This window comes from Neobacillus sp. YIM B06451 (assembly GCF_032667185.1).
Lineage (GTDB): Bacteria > Bacillota > Bacilli > Bacillales > Cytobacillaceae > Bacillus_D.
Map to the genome: position 1 here is coordinate 13,731 of NZ_JAVFKJ010000017.1, position 22,065 is coordinate 35,795.

At 48.2% G+C, this 22,065-nt stretch carries 21 protein-coding genes and 1 tRNA gene; 1 reads left to right on the forward strand and 21 read right to left on the reverse strand.

Going from position 1 to position 22,065, the window contains the following annotated elements:
* Window positions 1-3 precede the first annotated feature (3 nt).
* The 9 genes from eno to RB160_RS20665 form a co-directional block, all read right to left on the reverse strand.
* The gene (eno, locus tag RB160_RS20625) at window positions 4-1,299 is read right to left on the reverse strand and encodes a phosphopyruvate hydratase (RefSeq protein WP_316572331.1); all 1,296 of its coding nucleotides are present in this window, start codon (window positions 1,297-1,299) and stop codon (window positions 4-6) included.
* 76 nt (window positions 1,300-1,375) lie between these two features.
* Window positions 1,376-2,911 (reverse strand): 2,3-bisphosphoglycerate-independent phosphoglycerate mutase, encoded by a 1,536-nt coding sequence (gene gpmI / locus RB160_RS20630; RefSeq protein ID WP_316572332.1) that lies wholly within the window; start codon window positions 2,909-2,911, stop codon window positions 1,376-1,378.
* A complete protein-coding gene (gene tpiA, locus RB160_RS20635; protein WP_316572333.1) occupies window positions 2,911-3,666 on the reverse strand; it encodes a triose-phosphate isomerase in 756 nt (251 codons plus the stop codon). Before tpiA ends, gpmI begins: the two co-directional genes overlap by 1 nt.
* 25 nt (window positions 3,667-3,691) lie before the next feature.
* Window positions 3,692-4,879 (reverse strand): phosphoglycerate kinase, encoded by a 1,188-nt coding sequence (locus RB160_RS20640; RefSeq protein ID WP_316572334.1) that lies wholly within the window; start codon window positions 4,877-4,879, stop codon window positions 3,692-3,694.
* Between the two features lie 139 nt (window positions 4,880-5,018).
* A complete protein-coding gene (gene gap / locus RB160_RS20645; RefSeq protein WP_316572335.1) occupies window positions 5,019-6,026 on the reverse strand; it encodes a type I glyceraldehyde-3-phosphate dehydrogenase in 1,008 nt (335 codons plus the stop codon).
* An 85-nt stretch (window positions 6,027-6,111) separates the two neighbouring features.
* Window positions 6,112-7,143, reverse strand: coding sequence for a sugar-binding transcriptional regulator (locus RB160_RS20650; RefSeq protein WP_316572336.1), 1,032 nt, complete (start codon window positions 7,141-7,143; stop codon window positions 6,112-6,114).
* 172 nt (window positions 7,144-7,315) lie between these two features.
* Entirely contained in the window at window positions 7,316-7,558 is a 243-nt protein-coding gene (locus RB160_RS20655; RefSeq protein WP_316572337.1) for a glutaredoxin family protein, read from the reverse strand.
* A gap of 15 nt (window positions 7,559-7,573) precedes the next feature.
* The gene (rpoN, locus tag RB160_RS20660) at window positions 7,574-8,881 is read right to left on the reverse strand and encodes an RNA polymerase factor sigma-54 (RefSeq protein WP_316572338.1); all 1,308 of its coding nucleotides are present in this window, start codon (window positions 8,879-8,881) and stop codon (window positions 7,574-7,576) included.
* Window positions 8,882-9,074: 193 nt separating this feature from the next.
* Window positions 9,075-9,146, reverse strand: a tRNA-Arg gene (locus RB160_RS20665).
* A 217-nt stretch (window positions 9,147-9,363) separates the two neighbouring features.
* Between RB160_RS20665 and clpP the strand changes: the two genes are divergently transcribed.
* Window positions 9,364-9,972 (forward strand): ATP-dependent Clp endopeptidase proteolytic subunit ClpP, encoded by a 609-nt coding sequence (gene clpP, locus RB160_RS20670; protein WP_316572339.1) that lies wholly within the window; start codon window positions 9,364-9,366, stop codon window positions 9,970-9,972.
* Window positions 9,973-10,529: 557 nt separating this feature from the next.
* Here the strand turns inward: clpP and RB160_RS20675 are convergent.
* The 12 genes from RB160_RS20675 to lgt all read right to left on the reverse strand — a co-directional run bounded on the left by RB160_RS20675 (window position 10,530) and on the right by lgt (window position 22,010).
* The gene (locus RB160_RS20675) at window positions 10,530-10,829 is read right to left on the reverse strand and encodes a DUF3221 domain-containing protein (protein ID WP_316572340.1); all 300 of its coding nucleotides are present in this window, start codon (window positions 10,827-10,829) and stop codon (window positions 10,530-10,532) included.
* A gap of 135 nt (window positions 10,830-10,964) precedes the next feature.
* The gene (locus tag RB160_RS20680; protein ID WP_316572413.1) at window positions 10,965-11,222 is read right to left on the reverse strand and encodes an HPr family phosphocarrier protein; all 258 of its coding nucleotides are present in this window, start codon (window positions 11,220-11,222) and stop codon (window positions 10,965-10,967) included.
* Between the two features lie 97 nt (window positions 11,223-11,319).
* Window positions 11,320-12,267 (reverse strand): DNA-binding protein WhiA, encoded by a 948-nt coding sequence (gene whiA / locus RB160_RS20685; RefSeq protein WP_316572341.1) that lies wholly within the window; start codon window positions 12,265-12,267, stop codon window positions 11,320-11,322.
* Between the two features lie 257 nt (window positions 12,268-12,524).
* Window positions 12,525-13,508 carry a gluconeogenesis factor YvcK family protein gene (locus RB160_RS20690; protein WP_316572342.1) on the reverse strand — a complete coding sequence of 328 codons (984 nt, stop codon included), beginning with the start codon at window positions 13,506-13,508 and terminating at the stop codon, window positions 12,525-12,527.
* Window positions 13,505-14,398, reverse strand: a complete 894-nt coding sequence (rapZ, locus tag RB160_RS20695) for an RNase adapter RapZ (protein WP_316572343.1) — start codon at window positions 14,396-14,398, stop codon at window positions 13,505-13,507. Before rapZ ends, RB160_RS20690 begins: the two co-directional genes overlap by 4 nt.
* A 16-nt stretch (window positions 14,399-14,414) precedes the next feature.
* Window positions 14,415-14,873: an NUDIX hydrolase gene (locus RB160_RS20700; protein WP_316572344.1), complete on the reverse strand. Its 459-nt coding sequence runs from the start codon at window positions 14,871-14,873 to the stop codon at window positions 14,415-14,417.
* Between the two features lie 313 nt (window positions 14,874-15,186).
* Window positions 15,187-16,140: a thioredoxin-disulfide reductase gene (gene trxB / locus RB160_RS20705; RefSeq protein WP_316572345.1), complete on the reverse strand. Its 954-nt coding sequence runs from the start codon at window positions 16,138-16,140 to the stop codon at window positions 15,187-15,189.
* 208 nt (window positions 16,141-16,348) lie between these two features.
* Window positions 16,349-17,839, reverse strand: a complete 1,491-nt coding sequence (locus RB160_RS20710) for a tetratricopeptide repeat protein (protein ID WP_316572346.1) — start codon at window positions 17,837-17,839, stop codon at window positions 16,349-16,351.
* A 536-nt stretch (window positions 17,840-18,375) separates the two neighbouring features.
* On the reverse strand, window positions 18,376-18,915 hold the full coding sequence (locus tag RB160_RS20715; protein ID WP_316572347.1) for an acyltransferase: 540 nt from the start codon (window positions 18,913-18,915) through the stop codon (window positions 18,376-18,378).
* Window positions 18,912-19,571 (reverse strand): pyrophosphatase PpaX, encoded by a 660-nt coding sequence (gene ppaX / locus RB160_RS20720; protein WP_316572348.1) that lies wholly within the window; start codon window positions 19,569-19,571, stop codon window positions 18,912-18,914. The genes RB160_RS20715 and ppaX overlap by 4 nt, the downstream gene beginning before the upstream one ends.
* The gene (locus tag RB160_RS20725) at window positions 19,568-20,509 is read right to left on the reverse strand and encodes a nucleoside recognition domain-containing protein (RefSeq protein WP_316572349.1); all 942 of its coding nucleotides are present in this window, start codon (window positions 20,507-20,509) and stop codon (window positions 19,568-19,570) included. The genes ppaX and RB160_RS20725 overlap by 4 nt, the downstream gene beginning before the upstream one ends.
* 676 nt (window positions 20,510-21,185) lie before the next feature.
* Complete coding sequence (gene lgt / locus RB160_RS20730) at window positions 21,186-22,010, reverse strand: prolipoprotein diacylglyceryl transferase (RefSeq protein WP_316572350.1); 825 nt, start codon at window positions 22,008-22,010, stop codon at window positions 21,186-21,188.
* Between the last annotated feature and the right edge of the window lie 55 nt (window positions 22,011-22,065).

Sequence of the window (22,065 nt, forward strand, 5' to 3'; positions counted from 1 at the left end):
CATTTACTTCTTAAGGTTGTAGAAGCTCTTAAGGCCTAGGTATTGGGCAGTTTCGCCGAGCTGGTCTTCAATACGGAGCAGCTGGTTGTATTTTGCCACACGGTCAGTACGGGATGGCGCGCCTGTTTTGATTTGGCCCGCATTTGTTGCAACAGCGATATCAGCGATTGTTGCATCTTCTGTTTCACCGGAGCGGTGGGAAATAACAGCAGTGTAACCCGCGCGTTTCGCCATTTCGATTGCATCGAATGTTTCAGTCAGTGTACCGATTTGGTTCACCTTGATTAGGATGGAGTTGCCGACACCCTGCTCGATTCCTTGTGCCAATTTCTTCGTATTTGTTACGAATAGGTCGTCACCAACAAGCTGGACTTTATTGCCAATGCGCTCAGTCAATAGCTTATGCCCTTCCCAGTCGTTCTCATCAAGTCCATCTTCAATCGAAATGATTGGGTACTTGGATACCATTTCTTCATACCAGTCGACCATTTCGGCGGACGTTTTTACAACGCCTTCACCGGCCAAATGATATTTTCCATCTTCTCTGTTGTAAAACTCAGAAGATGCCGCATCCATTGCAAGCATAACTTCTTCACCTGGCTTGTAGCCGGCTTTTTCAATCGCGGAAACAATTGTTTGGAGCGCTTCCTCATTTGAACCAAGGTTCGGAGCGAAACCGCCTTCGTCACCAACAGCCGTGTTGAGGCCCTTGCCTTTCAGGACAGCTTTCAGGCTGTGAAAAATTTCCGTACCCATGCGAAGGGCTTCCCTGAAATTAGGAGCGCCAACAGGCATGATCATGAATTCCTGGATGTCGACATTGTTATCGGCATGCGCGCCGCCGTTAACGATGTTCATCATTGGAACAGGAAGCTGCTTGGAGTTGAAGCCGCCCAGGTATTGGTACAATGGGATATCCAGATAGTCTGCCGCGGCATGTGCGACCGCCATCGATACGCCGAGGATGGCATTGGCACCAAGCTTCCCTTTGTTTTCCGTACCGTCAAGCTCGATTAGGGCCTGGTCGACACCAACCTGGTCAAGGACGCTGTATTCACCAATCAATTCAGGCGCAATCACGTCATTTACGTTTTCAACAGCTTTCAGGACACCTTTTCCAAGGTAACGTTCTTTGTCGCCATCGCGAAGCTCAACTGCTTCGTGTTCACCTGTAGAAGCGCCGCTTGGAACTAGGGCGCGGCCGAATGCGCCGGATTCAGTGAAAACTTCTACCTCGATTGTTGGGTTGCCGCGGGAATCAAGTACTTCGCGTGCGTAAACATCAGTAATAAATGGCATGCAGTATCTCTCCTTAAAAAGTAGTAGTAGTTTACCGGTTTTATTCCGGTAGTAGAACTTGTTAATAATATCTGTTTTATTTTTTCAGAAGCGTTTTTCCTGTCATTTCCTTCGGCTGTTCGACCTTAAGCAGGTCGAGGACGGTTGGAGCAAGGTCGCCGAGTATGCCGTCTTCCCTTAATGCAACATCCGGTTTTGTGATGATGACAGGAACCGGGTTTGTCGTGTGGGCAGTCATCGGGTTTCCTTCAATCGTAACAACCTCATCTGCATTACCGTGGTCAGCGGTAATGATGGCAGTGCCGCCTTTTTGTAAAAGTAGGTCGACAATTTTTCCAAGGCATTCGTCAACTGTTTCAACAGCCTTTATGGTCGGTTCAAGCATTCCTGAATGGCCGACCATATCCGGGTTTGCAAAGTTGAGAATGATGCAATCGAACTTTTCAGCCTCGATTTCTTTTAAAAGCGCATCCGTTACTTCGTAGGCGCTCATTTCCGGTTTCATGTCATAGGTCGCAACCTTCGGGGAGTTGATGAGGATTCTTTCCTCGCCCGGAAACCTGTCTTCCCGCCCGCCGCTCATAAAGAAAGTGACATGCGGGTATTTTTCTGTTTCGGCAATCCGCAGCTGCTTCAGTCCGTTTTGGGAAAGCACCTCGCCAAGCGTGTTGTCGAGATTGGTTGGCTTGAATGCCACATATCCGTCAACCGATTCGCTGAAATGAGTCAGGCAGACAAAATACAAATGCTCTGGATGTCCTGATCCGCGGTCAAAAGCCCGGAAATCTTCATTGGTAAATGTATTTGAGATCTGGATGGCGCGGTCCGGACGGAAGTTAAAGAAAATAACCGCATCATTGTCCCGGATTTTCCCTACCGGCTGGCCATCTTCGTCCGTCAGAACGGAAGGAAGTACGAATTCGTCGAAAATCCCGTGCTGGTAAGAGTCCTCGATTACCTGCATCGGCTCGGAGTACGACGGGCCTTCGCCATAGACCATGGAACGGTATGACTTTTCAACCCTGTCCCAACGTTTGTCGCGATCCATTGAGTAATAACGTCCGGAAATGGTTGCAAACTGGCCGACGCCATATTCCTTAATTTTTTCGAGTGTTTCCTCAATAAAGGTGCCAGCTGTCTGCGGGCCGACATCCCGGCCGTCAAGGAAGGCATGGATATAAACCTTTTCCAGGCCTGCTTCAGCAGCAAGCTTTAGTAAAGCAAACATATGGCTGATATGGCTATGGACACCGCCATCGGACAGGAGCCCGAACAGATGAAGGGCGGTCCCGTTCTTTTTCGCGTGCTCAATGGCACCCAGGATGGTTTCATTCTTTTGGAATTCCCCTTCCCGAATGGCGATATTCACCCTCGTCAGGCTTTGGTACACAATCCGGCCCGCGCCGATGTTCAGATGGCCGACTTCAGAGTTGCCCATCTGCCCCTCTGGAAGGCCGACCGCCTCGCCGGACGCCAGGAGCTGCGCATGTGGGTATTCATTCCAGTACCGTTCAAAGTTTGTTTTTTTGGCCTGCGCAACGGCGTTTCCAAATCGTTCACCCCTCAGGCCGAAGCCGTCAAGAATGATTAGAGCTACAGGAGATTTGCTCATTATTTACCAGCCTCCAAAAGCTGAAGGAACGATTGTGGTTCCAGGCTTGCGCCGCCAACGAGCGCACCGTCGATATCAGGCTGGGCCATGTACTCCGCAATGTTATCAGGCTTGACGCTGCCGCCGTATTGGATGCGGACTGCGTCAGCCGCTTCCTGTGAAAACTTCTCGGCAACAACTTTCCGGATATGGGAGCATACTTCATTCGCATCTTCCGCAGTCGATGATTTTCCGGTGCCGATTGCCCAAATCGGTTCGTAAGCGATGACGGTTTGCTTCACCTGTTCCTCCGTCAGTCCTTCGAGAGCCTTTTCAATCTGGCCTGCAACAAACCCGTTTGTTTCGCCGTTCTCACGCTGCTCAAGGGTTTCACCGCAGCAAACGATTGGCACAAGCCCATGCTTGAACGCCGCCAGCGTTTTCTTGTTCACCATTTCATCCGTTTCATTGAACATTTCACGGCGTTCGGAGTGGCCGAGGATTACATAAGCGACACCAAGATCCGCCAATGCCGCCGGGCTGATTTCACCTGTAAACGCCCCTTTTTCTTCGAAGTGCATGTTTTGCGCCCCAATTTTAACAGGGGAGCTGTCCGTTTCAGTGACCAATGATGATAAAAATAGTGCCGGGGCACAGATGGCCGATTCGATTTCCCCGCTGTCCGGCACGAGGCCCTTTACTTCTTCTACAAAGCTTTTTGCTTCCGATAACGTCTTGTGCATTTTCCAGTTTCCCGCGATAATCGGTTTACGCATTCCGGCACGTCCTTTCTTTCCTGTTTTATTCCTTATGGTTCAGCGCGGATACGCCCGGAAGGTCTTTTCCTTCCATAAATTCAAGGGAAGCCCCGCCTCCAGTTGAAATATGGCTCATTTTATCTGCCAGGTTGAACTTTTCAACCGCCGCAGCAGAATCACCGCCGCCGATGACCGAATATGTAGATTCGGATTCAGCAAGTGCCTCGGCAACTGCTTTTGTTCCGTTTGCAAATTTATCAAATTCAAACACACCCATCGGGCCATTCCAGATAACAAGCTTTGAATTCTGGATTACATCCCTGTAAAGCTCCGCGGTTTTCGGGCCGATATCGAGCGCTTCCCAGTCAGCAGGGATTTCCTCGATTCCGACGACTTTAGAATTGGCATCCGGAGAAAAGTCATCCGCGATGACAACATCGACTGGCATATGGAAGGAGACGCCTTTTTCCTTCGCTTTTTCTATGAACGAATTAGCTAAATCGATTTTATCCTCTTCAAGAAGGGATTTGCCGATTTCATGGCCCTTTGCCTTTACAAAGGTGTAAGCGAGGCCTCCGCCAATGATCAAATGGTCGACTTTTTCAAGAAGGTTTTCGATTACACCAATTTTATCCTTGACCTTCGCGCCGCCAATAATGGCTGTAAATGGGCGTTCAGGGTTGGAAAGTGCTTTTCCGAGAACCTCAAGCTCTTTCTCCATTAAAAATCCGGCCACAGCTGGAAGATGATGTGCGATGCCCTCGGTCGATGCATGCGCCCTGTGGGCCGCGCCAAACGCGTCATTCACATAAATATCGGCAAGTGCGGCAAATTCCTTTGCGAGTTCCGAATCATTTTTTTCCTCGCCGGGATAAAAACGGACGTTTTCCAAAAGGAGCACATCGCCATCAGCCATGCCGCTAATTTGCGCCTTTACCGTGTCACCATAGGCCTCTTCAGCTTTCAGGACATTCTTCCCAAGCAGCTCGCCAAGGCGGTCGCCAACTGGAGCAAGGCGCATTTCTTCGACAACCTTGCCTTTCGGACGGCCAAAATGGCTTGCAAGGATGACCTTGGCTCCTTGATCGATTAAATACTGGATGGTTGGCAGTGCAGCGCGGATTCTAGTTTCATCCGTAATTTTACCGTCCTGCATCGGGACGTTGAAATCGACCCGGCAGAAAACGCGCTTTCCTTTTACATCTACATCCTTCAACGTCTTCTTGTTCATGGAATCCCTCCTGGAACATCGAATTTTTTCGATTTTGCCATTAAAAAAGGAGAGGGGAATCCTCCCCGCTCCCCGTTAAAAGCCAATTTCATTATAGTTGTTTTTTTAAAAGTTAGCCAATTTTACCAATAAGTATGGATTAAACGCCTTTTTCAGCAATATATTCGCACAGGTCAACTACTCGGTTTGAGTAGGCGTATTCGTTGTCGTACCAGGAAAGGACTTTCACCAAATTGCCTTCAAGGACCATTGTGGACAGGCCATCAACAATGGAAGATTCGGTGCTGCCGTTATAGTCAGAAGAGACAAGCGGAAGATCTGTATACTTAAGAATTCCCTTCAGCGGGCCTTCAGCCGCTTCTTTCAGTGCCTGATTCACTTCTTCAGCCGTTACGTTTTTCTCAAGCTCCGCAACAAGGTCAACAACGGATACGTTAGGAGTTGGAACACGCATCGCCATACCGTTCAGCTTACCTTTCAATTCAGGAAGGACAAGGGCAACCGCTTTTGCAGCACCAGTTGTTGTAGGAATGATGTTTTCAGCTGCTGCACGTGCGCGGCGGTAGTCTTTATGCGGCAAATCAAGGATTTGCTGGTCATTTGTATAAGAATGGACAGTCGTCATCATGCCGCGCTTAATGCCGAAGTTGTCGTTAAGTACTTTTGCAAAAGGTGCAAGGCAGTTTGTTGTACAAGATGCATTCGAGATCACATGGTGGTTTGCTGCCTCGTACTTGTCATGGTTAACACCCATTACGATTGTGATATCTTCATCGGAAGCCGGGGCAGAAATAATAACTTTCTTGGCACCTGCTTCAAGATGTTTCGCAGCGTCAGCACGCTTTGTAAAGCGGCCTGTTGATTCAACAACCACTTCAACGCCAAGGTCTCCCCATCCAAGCTGCGCAGGGTCACGCTCAGCCAGAACTTTAACAGTTTTTCCGCCAACAACAAGATTGGATCCGTCAACTGTCACATCTGCTGAAAGTGTTCCATGAACGGTGTCATATTTCAAAAGGTGGGCAAGCATATTTGCATCTGTAAGGTCATTTACTGCTACGATTTCAATGTTCGGATTGTCAAGAGCAGCGCGGAAAACATTTCGTCCAATACGTCCAAAACCGTTAATACCAACTTTTAATGCCATGATTAGTTCCTCCTTTGATTCGGTAAGGCTTAAAATTTTATATCAAAGGGTAAATACCCTTTTAATAACATGTGTCCAGTTTTGATTAGATTGCATTGCTTCTTAGTATTAGTTTGGCTGCCCCTTCGTCGGTTATGAGGATTGTTTGGGGCGGCGCTATTTTTAAATACGATTGAATGGCTTTGGCTTTTGAGCTCCCTCCCGCAACAGCAAGGACTTTTGGGATGCCCGCCAGGTCGCCAAGCTGTAAGCCGATAGTCATTACTTTATGGACAATGTCACCCTGTTCATTAAAATAATAGCCAAATGCCTCAGCAACAGCTTTGGTTTGAATGATTTTTTCCATATCAGGTTGTGGGGTTTTGCGCCGAGTAGCCATTGTAATAGCATCCCCTATCCCATGGAGCACAATTCCGGCCGATTTAATCTGGGACAACACTTCATGCACTCCGGGTTCCTTAATAAAAGATTCGTAAATATCCATACTCACCTGTTCGGGAACGTAAAAGACTCGATGGCGGGATTTTGTATTGGCAGCCATAATGGCGCAAATCGTATTCGCCTGGTTTTGGACATCCTCGCCTATTCCGCCTCGGGCAGGAACGAACAACAAATCTTCCTTCCCAAGGCCCGGGCCCAGTTCCTCGGCTACTGCCGCCATAGTAGATCCACCTGTGACCGCGATGATATTTTTTCCGTCAATCAGCTTTTTCATCCTGTTCGCGGTCGCCCGCCCCAATTCCTTTTTGGCAAGGGGCGATTGGTCGCTATCTCCGGGTACGATGATAACGTTCCGGATGCCAAGGCGATGCTTCAATTCCAGCTCCATTACGTCTATACCCTTTAGCTCCCGCATTAAGCCATCAAGATCTTCCAGGAGATTTTTTCCTCCTTCTGAAAGCATCAGGCCCAACGGTTGCGAAACAATCAGGTTCTGTTCCTTCAGAAAGTCGGTCTCTGTCCGCAGAACCCTCTCCGTATAGCCAAGATTTGCGGCAAGGGTCCTTCTTCCCACTGGCTGCAAAAAATTGATTGTCCGAAGAATGGAATACCTTTCCTGCATAACGTCGAGAAGGTCCGGCAATAATCTTTTTTGGATATCTAATAACGAGTGCATGAGTCGCAACTCCTTCTTGCAAATTAGCGAGACATAACTGAACCTTTCCCAAGGCGCTGGGACGTTTTCTGTCCCGCTATGACAAATTATGTCCCACCTGTCGCAAAAAAAATCACCCTGTTCGCACTTATTTTAACAGGAGTGATTTTCACATTCAACTAATATGATTGGATTATCTATTTTTAATATACGAAACTAAATACTGCTTATCAATGCTTCCGTATCCAGCTTCGATTCCATCAACCAGGATGACCGGTATCATCAGCCCATATTCCTCAGTCAACTTGTCGCTGGACGCAATATCGATTTCCTCTAGCTCAAATGCGATAGACTCACGGATTTCAAGCAAATCCTCCTTCGCCTTTTCGCAAAGCGGGCAGCGGCTCCTAGTATAGAAGGTAACTTTCGGTTTCAATTCAATCATCCTTTATTAAAATCGTTTCCGCTTTGAAGAAGAGGCGATTCCCAGTTGTTCCCGATACTTGGCCACAGTCCTTCTCGAAATGACAAGCCCCTCGTTCTTCTTTAGCATATTGGTGATCTCCTGGTCTGAAACTGGCTGCCTCTTGTCCTCATGCCCGATAATCGCGGCGATCAATTTTTTCACCTGGTCCGAGGATGCACTGCTGTCCGAGACAGTACCGATTCCGGAGGAGAAAAACGACTTCAGTTCAAAGGTGCCAAATGGCGTCCCAAGGTATTTTTCACGGACTGCCCGGCTGACGGTCGATTCATGGATATCCAGGCAATCGGCAACTTCCTTCATTGTAAGCGGCATCAGCTGCCCCTTCGCCTCCGCAAAAAAGTACGGCTGTTTTTCAATAATTTTCCCAGCCACTTTTAAAAGTGTATCGTTCCGTTGCCTGATACTTTTTGCAAGCCATTGGTAATCCTGGTATTTTTCCTGCAGGAATTTGATTGCCTGCTCATCGCCGCTAGACGTCAGTGAATGGTACATATCGTCGTTAAAGCCGATTGCCGGAAGATTCCCTTCAACAAGATGGACGCGCCATTGCCCATTCACGCAATCCGCCACCACGTCGGGTACAAGATAAGCTGCTCTTTCCTGGTGAAAATCTGCTCCTGGCCTTGGGTTTAACTTTTGCAATAGGTCATATATTTCCTGTATTTCCTTAGGGCTCACCTTTAATTCCTTCGCAAGCTTCTTCCACTTTTTTTCCGCAAATTCGGAAAAAAATCCTTTTACGATCACATGAGCCAAAGGAGACCCTTGACCATTTCGATCAAGTTGAAGGAGGAGGCATTCCTGCAGGTTTCGTGCGCCTATTCCTGGCGGGTCCAACTCCTGAATTTCCCGCAGGCACTCTTCCACTTTTGCTGGGCTTGCATTCGAAATGACAGCGATTTCATTTATATCTCCGCGGAAATAACCATTTTCATCTATATTCAATATTACCTGACGTAAAAGTTTTTGTTCATCTTTTGGAAAATGCCCGGGCTTCAGCTGGGAAAGAAGATGTTCCTCAAGCGTCGTCCCCGTCTCTGATGCAATTCCATTTATATCGTTTTCTTTTTTTCTGTAGGTTGTTTTCCTTGAACGGCCTTTTGACTGCCCGGAAGGCATGACTTCAAGCAGGGGATTTTCAAGCGCCCTTGCTTCCAGAAAGCTCGCCAGCTCCTGGGCACTGTATTGGAGCAGGGCAATTGCCTGGGACAATTCCTGCGTCATTGACAATCTTGTCTGCTGCTGTTGCAAAAGTCCAATCCTCATGTTCATCTGCTTACCCCCCGCCTTCTATTTTACATGAAAATCGGCGGTTTGGGTTATAGACAGAAAAACTTGGCAAGGTTTTTGGGAAAAGAATTGTCTTCGCTCCCCTGGGCCGGTGGTACGTAATGCGATAGCGAGGAAATTTCACAAAAAAAATCAACGGCCCGAGTCAGGAACCGTTGATTTTTTTAAAAAGTAGCGCCCTCGTCAGGACTCGAACCCGAATTTCAAGAACCGGAATCTTGCGTGCTATCCGTTGCACCACGAGGGCATATTTTTGCATCACAATTTCATATTATAGGGGAAACCGTTCATCTTTGCAAGTGTAGATTATGTTTAAAATGGGCAACGTTGGGTAAGATGGCTAACATGGAAAAAAGTTCGATCAATAACCTTACTGGCTGAGCGATTCGTTTGACCTTTATTGACCATCATTGTATGATACTTACATAAGGAAATCTTAAAATGTTTCTTAAGGAGGCAGTCTTATGAATTTGATCCCTACAGTCATTGAACAAACAAATCGGGGCGAGCGAGCATATGATATATATTCACGCCTTTTAAAAGACCGGATTATCATGCTTGGGAGCGGAATTGACGACCATGTTGCCAACTCGATCGTCGCCCAGCTCCTGTTCCTAGAGGCGGAAAACCCTGAAAAGGACATCTCCATCTACATCAACTCCCCAGGCGGAAGCATCACGGCCGGGATGGCCATTTACGATACGATGCAGTTCATCAAGCCGGATGTCCAAACCATCTGCATCGGCATGGCGGCATCCATGGGTGCATTCCTTCTTGCAGCCGGAACAAAAGGCAAGCGTTACGCCCTTCCGAATGCTGAAGTAATGATTCACCAGCCGCTTGGAGGCGCACAAGGCCAGGCAACCGAAATCGAAATCGCCGCAAAACGGATCCTGTTCCTTCGTGAAAAGCTGAACACTATCCTTTCCGAGCGCACTGGCCAGCCGCTTGAAGTAATTGCAAGGGATACAGACCGCGACAACTTCATGACTGCTGAGCGTGCGAAAGAATACGGCCTCGTCGATCATATCATCACTCGTAATATTGTTGAAGAGAAAAAAGATAAGCAATAATAGTTGGCGATTCAGCCCGTTTCCATTTGGAGGCGGGCTGTTTTGGTGTGGGCTGGGTGTAAGTCCCTTCAAAAAAGACCGTTTCACCTCGCTACTAAGTTCGAAACGGTCTTTAGAACCCATGTAAAGACCGTTTCACCTCTCGGCTAAGCTCGAAACGGTCTTTAGAGCCCACGTAAAGACCGTTTCACCTCTCGGCTCAGCTCGAAACGGTCTTTAGAACCCACGTAAAGACCGGTTCACCTCTGGGCTAAGCTCGAAACGGTCTTTAGAGCCCACGTAAAGACCGTTTCACCTCTCGGCTCAGCTCGAAACGGTCTTTAGAACCCACGTAAAGACCGGTTCACCTCTGGGCTAAGCTCGAAACGGTCTTTAGAGCCCACGTAAAGACCGTTTCACCTCTCGGCTCAGCTCGAAACGGTCTTTAGAACCCACGTAAAGACCGTTTCACCTCTTGGCTAAGCTCGAAACGGTCTTTACAACCATCATTTAAGGATGAATCAACGCCGACCCTTTATCAAGAACCCAATTTCACTAATACTACCTTTCAGCAGCTTCTACTTTACAATTTCAACATTTAGCGCCTTTGCCTGTGCTGGAAGCGATGTATCAATTCCACCGTCAACCCAGACAACGACTTCCTTCCCTTTACTGTAGCGATCAATTTTCCCATGGATGGAAAGCGTAACCCATACGAGACCTACATCTCCATCCTCAATTAAAATTCGGTTTTCATCACTATCTACTTCTTGAATTACTCCTTTTAAATCGAACTGGCCTTTAGCTGCTTCTTTACTGTCATTACAGCCTGCTAAAATCAAAAATACAACAATAATCGAAACCATCCTTATCCTCAAGGCGGGTGCTCCTTTCTCCGCTTTTAAGAATTAGACGTCCTTAATCACCTTTCAATTACACCCCGGGCTGCCACCATCACATATCCATAAAAAAACGGATTCGTTCACCTCTGAACGAATCCGCTTTCAAAAAATTCAATCTTCTTTCGAAACATACTGTGTGAGAGCTTCGACGGCGGCGTTATCATCGGGGCCATCGGCCGCAATGGTGATAACCGCTCCCGAGCCGACAGCCAGGCTCATTAGGCCCATAATGCTCTTTGCATTCACTTTCTTGCCGTCCTTCAGTAAAAAGACATCCGCTGAAAAACGGTTAGCCTCCTGTACGAACTGGGCAGCCGGCCGCGCCTGGAGGCCGGTTTTCAATTTTACTTCCACTTCTTTTTCTACCATCATTCTTCCTCCTCTATATCTCTTTTACGGCAGCTGCCTGTTGCTGTTACCCTTCCCAATTAAACTCCATGCGAAACACCTTCCGCATCGTTGGCTGTTATTTCGGCGCCTGTTCAGCTGCCCTTAGTTTCTCGGCGATTTCATCGATTTTGCGAAGGCGGTGGTTGATGCCCGATTTGCTGATGGTCCCTCCGGAAACCATTTCACCAAGCTCCTTTAGTGTCACATCCTGGTAAGCCACTCTCAATTCCGCTATTTCCCGAAGCCTTCCTGGCAAAACTTCAAGGCCTACAGTCCGATCGATGTAGCGGATATTCTCTACCTGCCTGAGCGATGCACCAATTGTTTTGTTCAAATTGGCCGTCTCGCAGTTCACAAGCCGGTTTACAGAGTTTCTCATATCCCTGACAATCCTGACGTCCTCAAAGCGGAGCAGGGCATTGTGGGCTCCGATTATATTCAAGAATTCGGTAATTTTTTCGGCTTCCTTCAAATAGGTGATAAACCCTTTTTTCCGTTCAAGCGTTTTGCTGTTCAACCCGAATGTATTCATCAATTCGCAAAGCGAATCGTTATGCTCCTTATAAAGTGAAGCTATTTCAAGATGGTATGATGATGTTTCAGGATTGTTGACAGAACCGCCTGCTAAAAATGCACCGCGTAAGTATGCACGCCTGCAGCACTTCTTTTTGATCAAATCCGGCGAAATGTCGTGGATAATTGTAAAGCCTTCGCCAAGAATCTTTAAATCCTCAAGGATTTCCTTTGTATCCTGGGCCAGGCGTACGATGTACACATTGTTTTTCTTAAGGCGCATCTTTTTTCTGACAAGCAGCTCGACCTGGATGGGATAATTCTTTTTGATCAGTGTGTAAATACGCCTGGCAATCGCCGCATTTTCTGTCTGGACATCCACCATCAGCTTCCTGTTTGAAAAGGAAAGCGAGCCGTTCATCCGGATCAGGGCGGAAAGTTCTGCTAAATTGCAGCAGGGCTTTCCTTCAATTGCCGTCAATTCCTTTTTTGTTTCTGATGCAAAAGACAATTCCTCACCTCCAGAACGATACTCTTTCTAACTCATTTTCTAATGGGCACTCAATGGGGAATAAACCAAACCCCCACTTAGAAGGTTCGCTTTTATTGTACGGGCAAGCCTCAGCTTGGTTTCACTTATACTGGGATTTAGCAAAAAAACTGCCAATATCCGATCATACCCCAAATACCAAGTGCCTACAATAGGCATTTAAAGGAACTTTTGCCCGTCAGGATTTATAGCGGGGGCTGTCCAATAGCGATGCAATTTCAACTGTTTCCGCGCTTGTTCGTTTCCTCTACAATCATGGAATAAAGAATCGCAGATACTTTCTTGGTGTCGTGGCGAAGGGCGGTGCCATCCTGGACGGCAATTTCCTCATGGACTACCTGGATGCCAAGCTCTTCCAGACGTTCCGTGTCATATTTAACCGGATGGGCCAGTTCTTCCTTATAGCGAAGCTGGATATGTTCGTCAATTTCCTCATTGTTGACGAGAATTGTATCTATGAAGGGGCGGTCCATATGTTTGTAAATTGCCTCCACATGGTCGCTCGCCGTATAGCCGAACGTTTCTCCCGCCTGTGTCATCAGGTTGCAAATATATACCTTCCTGGCTTTCGACCGGCATACTTCCTGTCCAAGCTTTTTCACAAGGAGATTTGGAAGGATGCTCGTATAAAGGCTTCCTGGCCCGATGATGATCATGTCGGCCTGCCTGATGGCCTGGAGTGTTTCCGGAAGCGGCTGGACATCGGAAGGAGTCAAATAAACCCTTTTTATTTTTTTGCCCGAATATGGGATTTTCGATTCCCCGGACACAACCGAGCCGTCTTCCATTTCAGCATGCAGGACGACACTGCGCGTTGCGGCAGGCAACACTTTTCCCCTTACATTCAGGACCTTGCTCATTTCCTGGATTGCATGTGTGAAATTCCCTGTAATTGAAGCCATTGCGGCGAGTATCAAATTTCCGAGTGAATGTCCGGACAGTTCATTGGATGTAGCGAAGCGGTGCTGGAACATCTCCTCCACTAGGGGTTCGACGTCTGAGAGCGCGGCAAGTACGTTCCGGACATCCCCAGGAGGCGGTATGTTCAAATCTTCACGCAGCCGTCCGGAACTTCCCCCGTCATCCGCCACGGTTACGATTGCTGTTATATCGACGGGATAACGTTTCAATCCCCTAAGCAGGACGGGAAGGCCGGTTCCGCCTCCTATGATTACGACTCTTGGTTGCGCGGCGCCATTCATGTCGTTATTTCCTTTCGCCTGGCAATATCCCGATGGGAAATGACAGTTTTATAATCTTTTTCGAAATAATGGCCAATGTATTCAGCAAGGGTTACCGAACGGTGCTGGCCTCCTGTGCAGCCAATCGCGATGACAAGCTGGGACTTCCCTTCCCTTTTATAATGGGGAAGCATAAAGCTTAGCAGGTCGGTTATTTTCGCCAGGAATTTCTGCGTTTCGCTCCACTTCAGGACGTATTCCGAAACCTCGGTTTCAAGGCCTGTTTTCGGGCGCATATGCTCAATATAATGGGGATTTGGCAAAAACCTTACATCAAAGACGAGGTCCGCGTCGATCGGCAAGCCATGCTTGAAGCCGAATGACACGACATTTACAGTGAAAATCGTTTCGTTGTCTTCCGAAAATTCGTTCAGGATTTTTTCGCGAAGCTCCCTTGGCTTCATATCGCTTGTATTGTAGATTACCTGGGCCCTGCCCTTTAAATCCTCAAGCAGTTCACGCTCAAGCCTGATGCCCTCAAGAGGCAGGCCGGAGCTTGCCAGCGGGTGCGACCTTCGTGTTTCTTTGTATCTTCTGACGAGAGCGGCATCATCGGCGTTCAGGAATAGAATTTTCGGTGTCACCCAATCTGCGTCGGCGAGTTCATCAAGCGCTTTGAATAAGTGATCAAAAAACTCCCTGCCCCTCAAATCCATGACAAGGGCAACCTTGTTCATCTTGTTCCCGGATTCCTTCATCAATTCGAGGAACTTGGGAAGAAGAGTTGGCGGCAGATTATCAACGCAAAAAAAACCAAGGTCCTCGAAGCTCTGGATAGCGACAGTTTTGCCGGCACCCGACATGCCTGTAATGATGACCATTTGTGTACCATGTACCGAACCCGTGCTCATTCGTGATTCCCCCTTTTCAACCTGGATCAAGCCGGTAACCAATCAATTCAAACTCCCGTGTATATGTGAATGTTCCAAAAATGATATCGTTACCATGAATCGTATATTCAAGGATATGGTAATCCCCGGGAGCCATTGGCAGGCCGGAAATCCTGTCAGCAGAATGCCATTGAAGAATCCCTTCCTCACAGCTTTCGCTTAGCTTCCCCTCGTATTCCTTCGCAAAAAAAGTGAACATCATCCACTCATTTACGGTTTGGCCGTTTTCCTGGATAATGATTGTAAATACCCCTTTTAGCTTCGGATGCTTCAGGTATATGCCCGTTTCCTCCCTGTATTCGCGGATGCAGGCGTCGCGGACGGATTCACCCTGCTCCATTTTCCCGCCCGGAGCCGACCACCAACCCCGCCGTGGCTTTTGCAGGAGGAGTATTTCGCTATCCTTCATCAATACGCAATTGGCGACCCTTTGCATAGCTTCCACCTCAATTATGGCAAAGCGGGAATTTAAAACGACATTCCTGCCCTGATTCTATACATTATACTATTTTTAAAATTCCCCCACAATGAAGGGAAAATAAGTTTTGTTATTAGCTGGTATTGAAAAAACAACAAAAAAAGGGCACGGACAAGAGCCCGTGCTGAAGGGTATATAAAAAGGGGGTCAATTTCTATTTTTATGATACCCTACCATTATTTCACTTTTGTTACAGTTAAATTAAAATGACATTAATTTTTAAAGACAAGCTTACCCATTCTTCGACAGGCTCATACTTTTCCGGAATAGGTTATGCCTGCTTTTCCTTTAGGGATTCCTTTAACTCTTCAACAAAATGCTGGGCGGATTGGGCCGCGATGCTGCCATCTCCTGTTGCGGTGACAATTTGGCGGAGCGTTTTTTCACGGATGTCTCCAGCCGCGAAAATACCAGGAACCCGCGTTTCCATTCGCTCATTCGTTTCAATGTAGCCATTTGCATTCGTGATGCCTAGGCCTTCAAACGGCTTGGACAGCGGCACCATGCCGATATAGATGAAAACTCCATCCGCCGGGAATTCCGTTTCCTTGCCGTCAACCGTCGAAACAAGCGTAACGCTGCCGACCTTACCATCCTTCGCATTGATTTCCTTTACTGTATGGTTCCAAATGAAATCAACTTTGTCATTCGCAAAAGCGCGGTCCTGGAGGATTTTCTGCGCGCGCAATTCATCACGGCGGTGTACAATCGTCACCTTTGTCGCAAACCTGGTCAAATACACGCCTTCTTCTACAGCGGAGTCCCCGCCGCCGACTACGACAAGTTCCCTGTTTTTGAAAAAGGCGCCATCGCAAACGGCGCAGTAAGATACGCCGCGGCCGCCAAGTTCTTTCTCGCCAGGCACACCAATCTTTTTGTATTCCGCTCCTGCGGATATGATGACAGAATACGCCTTGTATTCCTTCGCCCCGGCAACAACAGTCTTGTAGTCACCGTGATCAATCACTTCTTTTATATCTCCGTATGCATATTCCGCGCCGAATTTCTTCGCATGCTCGAACATTTTTGTCGAGAGCTCCGGGCCCAGGATATGGTCAAATCCAGGATAGTTTTCCACTTCTTCCGTATTTGCCATTTGCCCTCCGGGAATCCCGCGCTCAATCATGAGCGTGGACAAATTGGCCCTAGATGTGTACACCGCTGCTGTCATTCCGGCAGGCCCAGCGCCAGCGATGATCACATCATAAATTTTTTCTTCCGACATGCCTGTCACTCCTTATATCGAACGATGGTTGCATTCCAAGAATAGTCTTTCCTTATCACATCTATCCTATAAAACAACAGGCTTCGAGTCCAACCATCTGCTCACTCGTTCGTTGCCGGTCCATCCCCGATTTTCCTGCCCCTGCCGCGTAAAACCGCTGGTGCCATTGGAAAAAGAGCCAGTCAAGCTTACCAATTCACGCTCTGCCCTATTGTATGCAGCCCATGATGAGTTTGGCATATTTCCTGATTGTTCCCGATGAAACGCAATACTGGTCGACAAGCTGGTCCATAGGCACCTTATCGTTTCGCAATTTATGCCATACATACACAACTCCGGCCGCCCAGCCTGCAGCATTCTTCAGGCTATACCCCTGCTTTTCGGCTTCCTCGAACACCGAGAACCACATCAGGTACAAACCTGCTTCAACAGCGCCAATCGGCCGATACGTCTGGTAGAGGATCTCCGCTGCATCATGAGCATCAGCAGCCGGTGAACGCTTGCCTTCCTTAAGGTAGGCAAGATAAGCCCGTTCAAGTGCCCCAAACTTTCCGCTTTCATCAAGCACGCTTGATTCGAAAAGTTCCTGCCTGTTCTTTGAAACAGAAGAAAGGAAAATTCCAAACAGCCGTTCTTCTGGATAATCGCTGCCAAGTTTTTGGATGATCGAACGAGACTGGGTTTCAATCCCTCCTGAAGCGCCGTCGTTATTCCACGGCTCGCTGCCTTCCTTGTCGGGTGACATCGCAATAACCTTTTTCCAAAGGGCTTGTGCGAGCTCTTCCCTCCCTGTATAGTAGGCCGCATACGAAAACCAATAGTAGAACGGGGAATCGCCTTCATATCCGCGCTTATGCAGCTTCCTTAGCCATTCAAACGCAAGCTCGTACTCGCCTGACAAAGCGAAGGTCGCGCCAAGCTTAAACTGGTGCTCCGTCATGATCGGCTTAATTTTCTTCAGGATTTCTATCAACCTTGAAGTCTCTTTTTTATCCCGGCGGTAATGGGCAAACACAAGCAAATTGCATAGTGCGTGCAAGTTCCCGGGATTCTTCTCAAGCACATCGTAAAGGACCGCGTGTGCCTGTTCGGTTTCACCAAGGTAAAAATGGGCCAAAGCCAGGTTGTTGTATGCCGACCAATACTCGGGATATTCCTCGACAATTGACGTCAGCATTTCGATTGCCTTCGGAAAATAACCCGACTCGAGCAGATTGCGCGCTTCCTCCTGCCGTACCATTAGGTCATCTTCCTCAAACAGTTCATCCTCGTCATCGAAGCCTTCCATGGCCAGCAGCTCTAGCAGCTCCTCTGCGTCGTCGGCAAACTCCCCATCCTCTTCAAGCTCAAGATAGAGCCGTGAATGATGGTTGGCATCTTTAAAGAATCCCAAATGGGCGTAATTGTTCGCTAAAAAATAATGGCATTCAGTCATTTCCGGATCAAGTTCATCCAGGATCATGTGGAGAAGCCGGTTCGAGTTTTCATACCCGCCAATTTCCGTCCACACCAAAGCAAGCTGGCAGGCAATCATCGGTTCGCCCGGCTCCAGCTGGAATGCACGCTCTAAATATCGTTTCGCTTTTTCAAAATCCCTGCGGTGGTAGGCCTTCAGCCCCTTTGTAAAATAATACTCACCTGTCGGGAAAAAGGAGAGAAGCTTCCCCTTGCCTTTAAATGCTTTCGAATCTTTCCCCATGAAGTCCTCCACTAATGTAATAACTTAAGTAGTATATCACAAATTTGGCGGCCCGGGGATGAAACTCAGAAACTTCCAGACTGCTTGGAGAAAGAGATAATCACTTTCGGAGAATTCAAATAAGGTTACGGACGAACACAATCATTCTCAACTATGGTGGATTTCAGGATTAATAAACGCAATTCAGGGTAAATTAGTAAAATTTCGGGATAAACCAATAAAACCGAACTTCAGGATAAATCGGGAAAATCTCCGGGAATCGCTACCAATCCAATAGCAGTTTGCTAGCATAAAAAAGCGGATGAAAAGTAGTCGCTAGCAGCGGGCTTGAGCGCCTCCCCTATTCAGCAGCAGAAATACATTTTGTGGCAGAGCGGCCGCTTGTGGGACGTGAGTCCAGGCCGCATGCAAAAAGGCCGTTCCGGAAGCTGCGCTGAGCAGGTTCCGGAACGGCCTAAGCGAAACGCGGTTCTGGGTGTCCAAATTTGGTAGGCGTGCATACTTTGTCCCTTTTTCCCAAAAAAGAAGTGAACCGTTTATTCGGATTTCTCGGTGCCATAGATCGGGTCGTCGGCCCAGCGCTCGGCAAGTTGTTCGGCGGTGTAGATGATGCGCATCGGGTTTCCGCCAACAAAGCTGCCGGCGGGGACGTCTTTATGGACAAGGGTGCCGGCCGAGACGATGGCTCCGTCGCCGATTGTGACGCCAGGCAAGATGGTCGAGTTTGCGCCGATCATGACTTCGCTGCCGATATGGACCTCGCCTAGCCGGTATTCCTTGATCAGGTATTCATGGGCGAGGATGGTTGTGTTGTAGCCGATGACACTATTCTGCCCGACGCTGATTAGCTCGGGGAACATGGTGTCGGGCATGACCATCAGGGCGAATGAGGTCCTGTCGCCGACCTTCATGCCGAGGAATGTCCGGTAAAGCCAGATTTTCATTGCGATAAAAGGGGTGTAACGTGCGATCTGGATGATGATGAAGTTTTTGGCGACTTTCCAAAACGATACTGTTTTATATACCTGCCAGAGCGAGTTGGCGCCTTCCACAGGGTATCGTTTTGTGCGCCTCATTGCTTGCCTGCCCCGACGATGTCCAGGATGTCGGCCATGCTCTCAAGCATGAAGTCCGGTTCAAATTTTTCAAGGAATTCGCGGCCCTTTAGCGACCAGGCGACCCCGGCTGTTTTCGTGCCGGCGTTTTTCCCTCCGAGGATGTCGTGGTAGTTGTCACCAACCATGATGGCCGTCTCAGGTTTCGATCCAAGCTGTTCGAGAGCGAGCAGGATCGGTTCCGGATCGGGCTTTGGTTTGGAGACATGGTCGAGGGCGACGATGACATCGAAAAACTGGTCAAGCTTGGAGAGCTTTAGCCCCTTAAGGACGACATCGTGCATTTTCGTCGTTACGATTCCGATTTTGTAGCCGCCTTCCTTTAGCGTCCTTACTGTTTCAAACACGCCGGTGAATTCCTTGACGAGCAGGTCATGGTTGGCATGGTTGAAGGCGCGGTACGTGGCGATCATTTCTTCGACAGCTTCCGGGTTCATCGGTTCGAATGTCTCCCGGAGTGTCGGGCCCATGAACGGCAGGACATCGTCACGCGTGTATTTATTTGGATAATAGCGGTTAAGGGTGTGCAGGAACGAGTTGATGATCAAATCATTTGTATCAATCAATGTTCCATCGAGGTCAAACAATATTGTATCGATTCCTAAGGCTGGCTTCATAAATTAACTTCCTTTCTTTGTATAACACCGGGTTGCTTCCAGATTGTCCCGACGATGAAAGTCAGGAGGACCGCAACGCCGATTCTGATAATGAGCAGCGGCCAAACCGGGATGCCGAGCGGGATAAAAATCAGTGTGTCCTCGACGACCGCATGGCAGGCGACGAGGAAGATGAATGCTAGCGTCGCATCCTTTTGGCTGACCCCATCCTCCTTGACAGCCTGAATCATGACGCCCGCCCCGTAGGCAAGGCCGAACAGAAGGCCTGCAGCCATTGTCGTGGACGTGTTTTCCTTCATACCGAGCGCCCGGGTCATCGGGGCCATTGTCTTTGAAAATTTACCGAGCCATTGAAGGTCTTTCATGATCTGGATGACAGCCATGAGCGGGATGACGATCAAGGCAAGCTGGACGATGCCAAGGCCTGCTTTTCCAATGGCTTCAAGGATAATGTTCAGAGCACCAGAAGCCGGTTCTGCCTTTGCTTGGATGAATCCGTAAACCGCCTGGCTGCCACCTCCGTGCCAAACAAGATTGATAACTGCAGCGGACACGAAGGCCAGTCCAAGCCTGACTGTCAGCACAATCCAAATTTTCACTCCTGCCTTCAGGGCAACGGTTGATTCCACGATTAGATTATGTGAAAAACTCAGCATGACGGCGAGAATGAAAACTTCCTTGACGCTGAAATCAAGAGTCAAAATCGCCCCGATTGCCGCGTACAGGTTGAGCACATTGCCAAGGACGAGCGGGATTGCCGCGTCGCCGGGCAGTCCGATCAGTTCCATCAATGGGCTGACCACTTTTATTAGCCATGCCAAAAGAGGCGTATATTGCAGGATTGAGACGGCGAGAGTGACAGGAAAAATGACTTTTCCTAGCGACCAGGTTGTTTTTAAGCCAACGAGCAAGCCTTTTTTGATTGATTGGACGAGCATTCCTTCTCTTTTCCCCTTTGTGCGTTTTGTTTTTTGTATTGTGGTGCGTTTCGGAAAATAAATTTGAAGACACTTTAAAGTTGAAAATTCATCTAAACTGTCTTCATAACCTCGATGAAGACAGTTGTTTGCTGAAACCCTATCAAAACTGTCTTCTTAAGGAAAACCTGAATTGCATGACTCCATTTGATGCCATTTGGACACCGAAGCTACGAAAACACCATTCGCTGTCCAAATCCGGGCTTCATTTGGACACCGAAGCTGGGAAAACTCCATTCGCTGTCCGAATCCGGACTTCATTTGGACACCGGAGCTCAGAAAACTCCATTCGCTGTCCGAATCCAGGCTTTATTTGGACACTGAAGCTCGGAAAACTCCATTCAGTGTCCGAATCCAGGATTTATTTGGACACCCTAGACGAGAAAAATCCATTTGCAGTCAAAAATCCCACCTGATTCAAACACAGAAGCTGAGAGCACAGAACCGCCCTCGTGTTTGATCAGAGACCAGAGATTTCACTGATTTAGCATCCAAAGATGCGGAAGCGTAAAACTCTATCAAAACTGCCCCTCCATTGCCCGGATAAAGAAACTTTCAAACGGAAAAACCTACTTAAACTGTCATACATTAAATGGCGGCTTCCCCGGCCTATCCAATGTACGTTTTTACAATAGCCCTACTTCCCTTTCCCGTCATTATCCAGGTAACGGGCATCGGCGAGGCCTTTTTTGCGGCGGTAAATGATCAATCCAGCTGCAAGCAGAATAAGGAAGATCGATAGCAGCTGTGAGACCCTGATATCACCGAGCATTAGGCTGTCAGTGCGCATCCCTTCGATGAAGAAACGGCCGATTGAATACCAGATAACGTATGCCAAAAAACTCTCCCCACGGTGAAGGTTGACGCGTCGCAGGAAAAGCAACAACGCGAAGCCGGCAAAGTTCCAAAGCGATTCGTACAGGAAGGTCGGGTGATAATAATGTCCACCAATGTACATTTGATTAATAATCCAATCAGGCAGGTACAAGCCTTCAAGGAACGACCGCGAAACCTCTTCCCCATGAGCTTCCTGATTTATGAAGTTCCCCCAGCGGCCGATTGCCTGGCCGAGGATGATGCTCGGAGCGGCGATATCGGCGACTTTCCAAAAGGATATTCCGCGTGCCTTTGTAAAGAAGTACGCTGTCAAAACGGAACCGATCAGGGCGCCGTAGATGGCGATTCCGCCATTCCAGATTTTTATAATGTCGCCAGGGTTTTGGGCGTAATAGTCCCATTGGAAAATAACGTAATAAATGCGTGCTGAAATTATGGCGATCGGGATTGCCCAAATGAGCAGGTCGGAAAAGGTCTCTTTTGGCAGCCCCCTCCGGTCACCTTCCCTCATGGCGAGAAATAAAGCCAGTGCCAGCCCGGTCCCGATAATGATGCCGTACCAGTGGACCTGGATCGGCCCTAAATCAATCGCAACCGGATTAAGCGGGGTAATCGTTTCTTCCATTCTCATTCTCCTTTTAGTGTTCTCTCTACCTATAAAAATTTGGACAGTTTACTAT